Genomic DNA, 9,557 nt, shown 5'->3' on the forward strand with positions numbered 1-9,557 from the left:
GAAACAGAGACAGTCATGCAACAGAACGCCACCCTCGCCGAGCAGCCCGGCCGCCGTCGAGGCGCCCGCAGGGCCGCGCTGGCCGCGACGGTGTTCACCGCCGGGCTCCTGGCGCCGGCGACCCTCACCGTGCAGGCGACGGCGGCCGGCTGCGGCACGGCCCCGGCACCGCGCACACCGCTCGCACCCGACGAACCGCTCGCACCGAACGCACCGAACGCGGCGGCGCCGTCGGCGTCCGGGTGGACCGGCAGCTGGGGTACCGCCATGGGGTCGGGCGAGACCTCCGCCGGCTCGGGGGTGACCGGCCGGCAGACGCTCCGGATGGTCGTCCACACGAGCATCGGCGGCAGCAGCACGCGGATCCACCTGGTGAACACCTTCAGCCCGGACCCGGTGACGATCGGCCACGTCACCGTCGCGGCGCAGAGCTCGGGCTCCTCCGCCACCGCGGCCCCGGTCGGCCTCACCTTCGGCGGCGCCCAGCAGACCGTCATCCCCGCCGGTGGCGAGGTCTACAGCGACGCCGCGAACTTCCCGGTCGGCGGGGACCAGAACCTCCTGGTCAGCATCTGGCTCCCGAACGGGGTGACGACGGCACCGTTCCACTCCTACACCCTCACCACCTCCTACACCTCCGCGGCCGGCGACGGCGCCGACCACACCCTCGACCGGGCGGGCACGAACCTCCCGAACGCCATCAGCCAGTGGGCCTACCTCAGCGGGCTCGACGTCACCGCGGCGGGCAGCGGCGGAACGGTGGTAGCCCTCGGCGACTCCCAGGTCGACGGCGGACACACCAGCTATGACACCAACAGCCGCTGGACCGACGACCTGGGCCGGGTCCTGCGCCTCGGCCCGACGCCGATGGGCATCGTCAACAAGGGCATCTCCGGCAACCAACTCCTCACCGACGCCACCGTCCCCCTCGCGGGCTTCGGCCAGAGCGCGCTCAGCCGCTTCGACCGGGACGTCCTGTCCCAGTCCGGGGCGAAGCGCGTCATCCTCTACGAGGGCATCAACGACATCGTCATGAACAACGCCTCGGACACCGCCCTCGAAGCGGGCATCCGGCAACTGGCCTCGCGCGCCCACGCGGCCGGACTCAAGCTGACGGTCGCCACCATCCCGCCCTACCAGGGCTACGGCGGCTGGACCGCGTCCGGCGAACAGACGCGCCAGTGCCTGAACGCCTACATCCGCGGCACGACGGACATCGACGGCTACTACGACTTCGACCGGACCCTGCGCGACCCGCTCGACCCGAACTCGCTGTTCGCCGGCTACTACAACCACGGCGACGACCACCTCCACTACAACGGCAACGCCGCCCAGGCGATCGCGGACTCCATCGCCACCGGGCCCGCCCCGGCCGGGCTGACCCTGAACTACTCGCAGACCACGGCCGGCGCCTTCCACGGCAACGGCGTCAGCGACCTGATCGCCCGCAACGACGCCACCGGCCACCTCGTCGAATGGCCCGGCTACGGCGACGGCAGCTTCGGCGACCCCATCGACCTCACCAGCGGCTGGGGGGCCTTCTCCCAGACCACCGCCGGAAACTTCCACGGCACCAGCCGCGCCGACCTGGTCGCCCGTGAGGACTCGACCGGGAACCTGTACCTGTGGCCGGGCAACGGGGACGGCGGCTTCGGGGAGAAGACCCTGCTCACCGGCGGCTGGGGAGGCTTCTCCCAGACCACGGCCGGTGACTTCCGCGGTACCGGTCACGCGGACCTGGTGGCCCGTGAGGACTCCACGGGGAACCTGTACCTGTGGCCGGGCAACGGAGACGGCGGCTTCGGGGAGAAGACCCTGCTCACCGGCGGCTGGGGGGCCTTCTCCCAGACCACGGCCGGTGACTTCCGCGGTACCGGTCACGCCGACCTGGTCGCCCGTGAGGACTCCACGGGGAACCTGTACCTGTGGCCGGGCAACGGGGACGGCGGCTTCGGGGAGAAGACCCTGCTCACCGGCGGCTGGGGAGCCTTCTCCCAGACCACCGCCGGCACCTTCTACGGCACCGGCCGCGCCCACCTGATCGCCCGCAACGACGCCACCGGCGTGCTGAACGAATGGGCGAACACCGGGAACGCGTCGTTCTCCCGCCCGCTGCGCCTCACCAGCGGCTGGTAGGCCCGACGGCACGCGTCGAGGAGGGGTCCGCCGCCCCGGCGGACGCCCCCTCCTCGACGCGGCTGCGGGCGCGGCTGCGGGCGCGCCGAACCGGGTGCGGTCACCGCATCAGGCCGTCGCCCGCCGAACCTCGTAGTCCCAGCGCGTGAGCGCCTGGACGACCCTGGCGGCGCCGATCGGGTTGGCGCTGTGGACGAAGACCGTACCGATCCGGAAGGGCCGTCCGCTGAAGGCGGCCTCCTCCAGCAGGGTCACCACGGGCAGGATGTCGTCCTCGCCGCCGAGGTCGTGGTCGAGCCAGAGTTCGTCGATGTAGCGGTCGCGGTGCTCCTCCAGGAGCCGGATGCCCTCACGGCTGGTCCGGGCGATCCGGGTGGCCCTGGGGAGCGGCCGGAGGTCGTCGATGCCGAGGATGACGGGCTGTGGAGTGGAGGCGGACTCGTACATCCGATCATCATTTCAGCGGCGTCAACGGGAAAACCCCGGAGCCGGTGGAACACCCGGCGTTCGGCCGCCTGACCTGGTCGTTCAAGGTGTCGGACCTGGTCATTAGGCTCCTGCCCATGACCAGCGACACCGGATTCACCTGCTCGTGCTGCGGCGAGCACCACACCGAACTGCCGATGAACTACTCGACGACGGCCCCCGCCGCCTGGGACCCGGCGTTCGCCGACGCCCCCGACTGCCTGCTCACCTCGGACCAGTGCGTCATCGGGGCGGAGCACTACTTCGTCAAGGGGCTGATCGACATACCGGTCATCGGCAGCGGCGAGGTGTTCTCCTGGGGCGTCTGGGTCTCCCTGAGCCGCGAGAACTTCGCCCGCGCCGCCGACCTCTGGGACACCCCGGGACGCGAATCCGAGCCGCCGTACTTCGGCTGGCTGACCACCGACCTCCCCCTCTACTCGCCGAGCACCATCAACCTGAAGACCAACCTCCACACGCGGCCGGTCGGCCAGCGCCCGCTCATCGAGCTCGAACCCACCGACCACCCGCTCGCCGTCGAGCAGCGGACCGGCATCACCCGGGACCGGGTGCGCGAGATCGCCGAGGCCGTGCTCCACGCCGGCACCGACGGCTCCTGACCAGGTCGGCCTGCCGAGCGGCCGGCGCCCCCATCGCGAGGGCGCCGGTCGCGGTTCGGGTCAGCCGGCCGTCGCCCACTGGTGGGCGCTGCCCCGGTGGACGGCGGCGTAGACGCGGTCGCGCAGCACGTTGGCGTCGTGGTCGGTGAGGGTGCGGTCCAGGTGCCGCAGGGTCACCCGGAGGAGGAGGTTGTTCTGGTCCGGGCGGGCCCCGAGCCGGGCCAGGGCCTGCGGCGGGAGTTCGGCGCAGGGCGTCCGGCCGAGGATCTCGACGGACTCCACGCACTCGGCGTCGGCGCCGAGGGCGTCGCGGACCCGGTCGCCGAGGTCCTCGGCCAGGTCGTCGCGGTCGACGGCGACGGACAGGTCCCGGCGGACGGCGGGCATCGCGGAGACCGCCCGGTAGGGCGCCAGGTCGGTCAGCTGGGCGGCGATGGAGGGTTCGGCCGAGCGCAGGATCCGGATGTCCGGGATGCCCTTGAGCAGCATCAGCACCCGGTCCAGTCCCATGCCGAGCGCGAGGCCGCTCCACGAGGCGTCCAGCCCGGCCCGTTCGAGCACCCGAGGGTGCGCCAGGCCGCACTCCGCGACCTCGATCCACTCGCCGTCGCGGTCCACGTCCACCTGCCGGCCGTCGAGGGTGTACGGGTGGACGCGGTCCTCGTGACGGTGCGTCGCCCCGGGGAGCAGCCCCTCGACCAGGGTCGTGACCATCCCGTCCAGGTCGGCGGCGGTCGTGCGGGCCGGGCGGCGGGTGAGGCGCCACAGGTCCACCTGGTGCGGGGTCCCGGTGTGCAGCCGGTCGATGCTGTCCCGGCGGTAGACCAGCCCGGGGCAGACCAGCAGCACGTCGTCGGCCGCACCGGCGTCCGCGGCCAGCGCCCGCAGCGCCCCCGGGACGAGCGCGCTGGAGTGGCTGCGCAGCATGCGCCGCTCGTCGACGTAGCGGGTGTACCGGGCGTCGCGGGTGACGTCGTCCGGGCGGTAGCCGAGGTTGTCGTAGTTGTCCTCGACGCTGACGGTGCGCTCTCCGCGCCACCAGCGGACCTCGCAGCCCCAGCGGTCCGCCAGAGCCTGGACGGCCCGGCCGAGGACGAGTTGGAGGGCGTGCGGTCCGGCGGCGGGGTCCGTGAGGTCCCGGACGGACAGGTCGCGGGCGAGCTGATCGGCGGAGAGAGGGGCGGTCATGTCGGCCTCCTGGCCCAGAGCGGTGACGGGGTGGTGAAGGGGTTGCGACACCCCCCAGCCCCTGGGCCCGACCGCGTGTGGGGTCGGCCGACTCAGCTCCGGAGACGTGGCGAAGTCCGACCCCTGCGGCGCCCTTCGGGGGCCAGGGGGCCGGTAAATCGGCGAGAGATCGCTACGACGGCCACGCCGGGAGCATAGCCCCGGCCCCGGCGCCGCGCCTCCCCTTTTCCGCACCGCTCGGCAGAACGGCCGGCCGCGGTGTCGCACCGCGGCCGGCCGTCGGCCCCGGAGGGCTCCGGAGGCAGCCGGGTCAGCCGTTGACCTGGCAGAGGCCGTAGCTCTTCTCCGCGTGCATCAGGGCCTCCAGGTCGGGGTAGCCGAGCTGCTTGTAGGTGTAGTACGCCACGGTGTACTCCACGTCGCACCTGTTGGCGGCGGACGCGGTGGGGGCGGTGGCGATGCCACCGATCACAGCGGTCGCCGACACCGCGAGTACGGCGAGGGAACGGGAGAGACGGGTCATCAAAGGCACATCCCTTCGGGTTGGTTCGTGCGGGGTGCTTCGGTATGCGCCGATTCTGTCCCGAGGGGTTGGCGTCGTTCCATCCCAGAAATCTGGGATGCGGCCGGTCCTGGGATGATCTCGAAGCCCTGGTCCGAGGACCGGGGGCGCGTCCCCGCCCAGCCACGACCAACGCCCAGGAGCCCCACGTGAGTCGGACCGGCACGCTGCCTCCCGACGGCCTTCGGGAGGCCACCGCCCCGGACCGTCGGTCCTGGCCGGTACGACGGGGGCTGCTCCCGGAGTCCGGCCCCCAGCGCGGCCTGGCCCTCGGCGGCTTCGTCAACCAGCTCGGCACCGCCGCCTTCCTGGCCACGGCGCCGCTGTACGCCCTGCGGGTGATCGGCCTGCCGATCGGGCAGGTCGGCCTCGGCCTCGGGGTCGCGGGAGCGGTCGGCCTGCTCGCGGGGCCGCCCGTCGGGCACCTCGCGGACCGCCGTGGCCCGCGCGGCGTCTTCCTGGTCACCCTGCTGATCCAGGCGGTGTCGATGCTGTCGCTGCTGTTCGCCCACTCGTTCACGGCGTTCACGGCGGCCATGGCGGTGACCGACCTGGCCGGCGCCTCGGGGGGCGCGGCGCGCGGCCCGATGATCCGCCGGTTCGGCGGTGACGACGTGCCGAGGTTCCGCTCCTACCTGCGCTCGACCGCGTTCCTGGCGAGCACCTTCGGCGCGCTGGCCGCCGGTGCGGTGATCCAGCTCGACTCCGGCTCCGCCTACCGCGCGCTCATCGTCGCCAACGCCCTGACCTTCCTCGGCTGCGCGGGCGTCGTGCTCCGGGTGCCCGGGCTGGAGCCGCTGCCCGCCCCGACCGGGTCGGACCGCTGGTCGGCGCTCCGGGACGGGCCGTACCTGGCGTTCGTCGTGCTGGACGGCATCCTGTGGATCCAGGGCGAGGTGGTGACCTACGCCCTGCCGCTGTGGGTGGTCCTGCACACCCATGCACCGCGCTGGTTCACCGGCGTCGCGCTCGCCGTCAACACCGTGCTGGTGGTCCTGCTGCAGATCCGCACCAGTCGCGGGATCAAGGGCGGCCGGGTCGCCGGCCGGGCCACCCGGCGGGCCGGGGTGGCGTTCCTGGTCGGCATGGCGGTCATCGCGACGGCCTCGGGCCTGCCGGGTCCGGTCGCCGCGGCGGTCATGACGGCCGGCGTCGCCGTCCACACCGTGGGGTCGCTGTGGCACGCGGCCGGGTCGATGGAGTTGCGCTTCCGGCTGGCCCCCGCGCACGCGCAGGGGCAGTACTCCGGGGTGTTCGGCATCGGCATGGGCCTCTGCTACACCGTCGCCCCGGTCCTGCTCGGCCTGCTCTGCCTGGGCTGGGGCGCCCCCGGCTGGCTGGTCATGGGCGGCGTCTTCGTCGCGGCGGGCCTGGCGATGCCGTTCGTGGTCCGGTGGGCCGGACGGTCCCGGCAACTCGACGCCTGAGCGGGCGCACCCGTACCGGCCGTCCGGTACGGGTGCGCCCCGCTCAGGCCGGGGCCTGGGCGACGAACCGGGCCAGCAGCTCCTGGAGTTGGTGCTGCTGGTCGGCGTCGAGGGCGGCCTCCAGCAGTTCCCCCATGGCGCCGCGGAACAGCTCGCTCGCCTCCGCCAGGTGCCGTTCGCCCGCCTCGGTGATCAGGATCTCGTATGCCCGACGGTCCTGTGCGGCCCGCTGTCGGCGCAGCAGGCCGCGCCGCTCCAGGTCGTCGACGATCCGCACCAGGGTGGACTTGTCGATGCCGAGGGCGGCGCCCAGTTCGCGCTGGCTGCGGGCCCGGCCGTCGCGGACGGCGGTCAGGATGCCGGCGTGCTGCAGCTCGATGCCGGTCGGCCGGGCCGCCTCGTTGGCCCTGGCGCGGGCGAGTTGGTGGGCGCGGTAGATGAGCAGTCCGAGGGCGGCCGGGTCGACCCGTTGAGTCTCCATGACCGACATGCTAGCGTCTGAGACAGTCTCAGATGAGACGATCTCAGCTCAGGAGGCTGATGTGCGCGTCCTGATCATCGGCGCCGGCCTGGCCGGCCCCTGCCTCGCCCACGCCCTGCGCCGACACGGCCACGACGTCCGGCTCTTCGAACGGGACGCGGCCGTCGACGCCCGGGCCCAGGGGTACCGGATCCACATCAGCGGCGACGGCGACGCGGCCCTGCGCCGGTGGCTGCCCGCCCGGGACTACGAGCAGGCCCTCGCCACCTCCTGCCGACCCGGCGGCGGCGTCAGCACCACCGGCCCCGACCTGCGGGAGTTCACCCGGATCGAGCTCCCCCCGGGCACCGCCGGCATCACCGTCGACCGGCTCACCCTGCGCCGGATCATGCTGCGGGACCTCGCGGACGCGACCAGCTTCGGCGCCGGCTTCTCCCGCTACCGGCTGCTGGACGACGGGACGGTGCGCGTTCACCTCACCGACGGCTCCACCGCCGAGGGCGACCTGCTGGTCGCCACCGACGGCGCCAACTCCGGGGTCCGCCGCCAACTGCTGCCCGACTTCCCGGTCACCGACCAGGACGCCCGGCTGATCTACGGCCGTACGCCGCTGACCGCCCGCGCCCGCCGCCTGGTACCGCCGCCGGCCCTCGAAGGATTCCTGAGCGTGATCGGCCCCGACGGCCGCGGCCTCGCCCTCGCCGCGCAGCGCTTCCGCCGCAACCCGGCCGACTTCGGGCTGCCGCCGGCGGACGACTACCTCATGTGGGCCCTGACCGCCCCGGCCGCCGCCTTCGGCCCCGACCTCTTCGAACTCGGCGCCGCCGACCTGCTGGAGCTGGCGACGGCCGCCCTCGCCGACTGGCACCCCGCACTGGGCGCGCTGGTCGACCTGAGCGAGCCCGGGCACCTGGTGCCCGCGGGCATCCAGGTCTCCGAACGCCCCGCACCGGGGCCGTCGGCACCCGTCCCGGTCACCCTGGTCGGCGACGCGGCGCACCCGATGCCGCCGGCCGGGATCAGTGCGGGCGTCGCGCTCCACGACGCGGGGCTGCTCGCCTCCCGACTCCTCACGGGGGCACCCCTGTTGGAGGCGGTCCGCTCCTACGAGGCACAGATGCTCGACCACGGCTTCGCCGCGGTCGCCGCGGCCGTCCGGAACTCGCGCGGGTGACACCCGCCCCCCCGCGTGCCCCCGGCCCCGCGCTTCTGATCAGACGAATCAGACGAAGGCGACGACGAGCACGGCGGCCGCCACCAGGAGGAGCAGGGTCAACGCCGGCGTCCCGGCGCGCCCGTTCGGCCCGGAGGTGACGGCGGCCCACGACACGGCGGGCACCGCCAGCGACAGGACGATCGCCAGCCACGTCACGGTGCCCATGGGAACCCCGGCGACCTCGGCCCCGAAGACGGTCGTGAACATCACCGCCAGCCAGGCCGTCGCGGTCAGCACCGCCCAGGTCGCGCGCGCGGTCCACCGCTCGACCCGGTCGGTCGCACGGAAGTTGGTGTGGGTCATCGTCCAGATCCGGGTCCAGTTCGCCATCGGAGCATCCTCTCCCGGCTCAGCCCGGCGCGTCCATCAGGGCGGTGACATAGGCGTCCAGCCGCTCCTCCACCGCCCGGGTCGTCAACTCGGTCCGGCCTGCCTGCCGCCACGGCTGCGCCACCCACTGCACCTCCTCCGAGAACGCCAGCGGTGCCCGCAGCCGCCAGTACCGCCGCTCGTCCGCGGCTGCGGCCAGCATCCCGCCGGCCTCCTGGTACGCCCGGGTGAAGCGCAGCCCCCAGGCCGGGCCGTGCAGCAGCGCGAGGTTGGTGGAGCAGTGCGCCACGTCGAGGTCGGTCGGGCCCCAGGAGGCCGCCGCCCAGTCGACGACGCCGGTGATCCGGGCCCCGGCGGCCCCGGCCGGATCCTCGGGCGGCAGGTCGAACAGCACGTTGCCGGGCTGGAAGTCCCGGTGCAGGAAGCGTCCTTGGTAGTGCGGTGCGGGCCTGCGGATCACGTCGATCGCGGCGGTCCAGACCGCAGGGTCCGCGCCCTCGGGGGTCACGGCGGTGTCGGCGGTCGACAGCGCCACGTACTCCCGGGGCCGGACGGCGGGCCGTACCGCGTGGACCGCCACCAGCTGACGGGCCAGCTGGTGCAGGCGCGTCTCCAGCCCCTCGTCGTCGAGGACCGGCCGGCCCGGCAGGTGGATCATGAGCAGCGAGGGGTACTCGCAGTGCGCGGCGGTCGGATCGACGGCCACGAGGCCGGGAGCCGGTACGCCGCCGCCGCCGGTGAGCGTGGTCAGGGCGTCGCCCTCCCGGTGCAGGAGCTCGTCGGCCGGCCCCTGGCGGGTCGGGTCGACGAAGGAGCGCAGCACCAGCAGCCGGGTGCCGCCGTCCCGCGTGCCGACGGTCAGTTTCCGCATGTCGGCGGTGGCGCCGCCGTGCAGCGCCTCGGCGCCGACGATCCGCTCGCCGGCCGCCAGGTGCCGGTGCACCCAGGCCAGCGTCAACGGCCGGACAGCCGCCGCCTCGTCGTGATCGGTCACCGTGCCACCTCGTCGTCCGGACCGCGTCCCGGTGGTACCGCGTCCCGGCGGTGCGGCACCGCCGGGACGCGTGCTGCCTCAGAAAGTGTTGGGTAAGTGATCAACTCCGTGGCGTGATGCATGCCGGTGATCTTCGCG

10 protein-coding genes are annotated in these 9,557 nt (G+C 73.7%); 4 read left to right on the plus strand and 6 right to left on the minus strand.

Features of this window, described 5'->3' with window-relative positions; genetic code table 11:
• Positions 1 to 15 precede the first annotated feature (15 nt).
• A complete protein-coding gene (locus tag ABTZ03_RS10320; RefSeq protein ID WP_350512458.1) occupies positions 16 to 2,136 on the plus strand; it encodes an FG-GAP-like repeat-containing protein in 2,121 nt (706 codons plus the stop codon).
• A 108-nt stretch (positions 2,137 to 2,244) separates the two neighbouring features.
• On the opposite strand, the gene ABTZ03_RS10325 is transcribed toward ABTZ03_RS10320, so the two are convergent.
• On the minus strand, positions 2,245 to 2,583 hold the full coding sequence (locus tag ABTZ03_RS10325) for a cyclic-phosphate processing receiver domain-containing protein (RefSeq protein WP_350512459.1): 339 nt from the start codon (positions 2,581 to 2,583) through the stop codon (positions 2,245 to 2,247).
• A 116-nt stretch (positions 2,584 to 2,699) separates the two neighbouring features.
• Here ABTZ03_RS10325 and ABTZ03_RS10330 point away from each other — a divergent pair, with 116 nt between their 5' ends.
• The gene (locus tag ABTZ03_RS10330) at positions 2,700 to 3,221 is read left to right on the plus strand and encodes a DUF2199 domain-containing protein (RefSeq protein WP_502894426.1); all 522 of its coding nucleotides are present in this window, start codon (positions 2,700 to 2,702) and stop codon (positions 3,219 to 3,221) included.
• Between the two features lie 60 nt (positions 3,222 to 3,281).
• On the opposite strand, the gene srmL is transcribed toward ABTZ03_RS10330, so the two are convergent.
• Both srmL and ABTZ03_RS10340 read right to left on the minus strand, forming a co-directional pair.
• The gene (srmL, locus tag ABTZ03_RS10335) at positions 3,282 to 4,409 is read right to left on the minus strand and encodes a PheS-related mystery ligase SrmL (protein ID WP_350512460.1); all 1,128 of its coding nucleotides are present in this window, start codon (positions 4,407 to 4,409) and stop codon (positions 3,282 to 3,284) included.
• Between the two features lie 310 nt (positions 4,410 to 4,719).
• The gene (locus ABTZ03_RS10340; protein WP_350512461.1) at positions 4,720 to 4,932 is read right to left on the minus strand and encodes a hypothetical protein; all 213 of its coding nucleotides are present in this window, start codon (positions 4,930 to 4,932) and stop codon (positions 4,720 to 4,722) included.
• Between the two features lie 188 nt (positions 4,933 to 5,120).
• Between ABTZ03_RS10340 and ABTZ03_RS10345 the strand changes: the two genes are divergently transcribed.
• Positions 5,121 to 6,398 carry an MFS transporter gene (locus tag ABTZ03_RS10345; RefSeq protein WP_350512462.1) on the plus strand — a complete coding sequence of 426 codons (1,278 nt, stop codon included), beginning with the start codon at positions 5,121 to 5,123 and terminating at the stop codon, positions 6,396 to 6,398.
• A 43-nt stretch (positions 6,399 to 6,441) separates the two neighbouring features.
• Here ABTZ03_RS10345 and ABTZ03_RS10350 read toward each other — a convergent pair whose 3' ends face one another.
• Positions 6,442 to 6,879, minus strand: coding sequence for a MarR family winged helix-turn-helix transcriptional regulator (locus tag ABTZ03_RS10350; RefSeq protein WP_350512463.1), 438 nt, complete (start codon positions 6,877 to 6,879; stop codon positions 6,442 to 6,444).
• Between the two features lie 61 nt (positions 6,880 to 6,940).
• Between ABTZ03_RS10350 and ABTZ03_RS10355 the strand changes: the two genes are divergently transcribed.
• Positions 6,941 to 8,053, plus strand: coding sequence for an FAD-dependent oxidoreductase (locus ABTZ03_RS10355; protein ID WP_350512464.1), 1,113 nt, complete (start codon positions 6,941 to 6,943; stop codon positions 8,051 to 8,053).
• Between the two features lie 48 nt (positions 8,054 to 8,101).
• Here ABTZ03_RS10355 and ABTZ03_RS10360 read toward each other — a convergent pair whose 3' ends face one another.
• Both ABTZ03_RS10360 and ABTZ03_RS10365 read right to left on the minus strand, forming a co-directional pair.
• Entirely contained in the window at positions 8,102 to 8,425 is a 324-nt protein-coding gene (locus tag ABTZ03_RS10360) for a hypothetical protein (protein ID WP_350512465.1), read from the minus strand.
• Positions 8,426 to 8,444: 19 nt separating this feature from the next.
• A complete protein-coding gene (locus ABTZ03_RS10365) occupies positions 8,445 to 9,419 on the minus strand; it encodes a phosphotransferase family protein (RefSeq protein WP_350512466.1) in 975 nt (324 codons plus the stop codon).
• Positions 9,420 to 9,557: the final 138 nt, after the last annotated feature.

The sequence above is a fragment of the Kitasatospora sp. NPDC096077 genome (assembly GCF_040303245.1).
Classification (GTDB): Bacteria; Actinomycetota; Actinomycetes; order Streptomycetales; family Streptomycetaceae; genus Kitasatospora.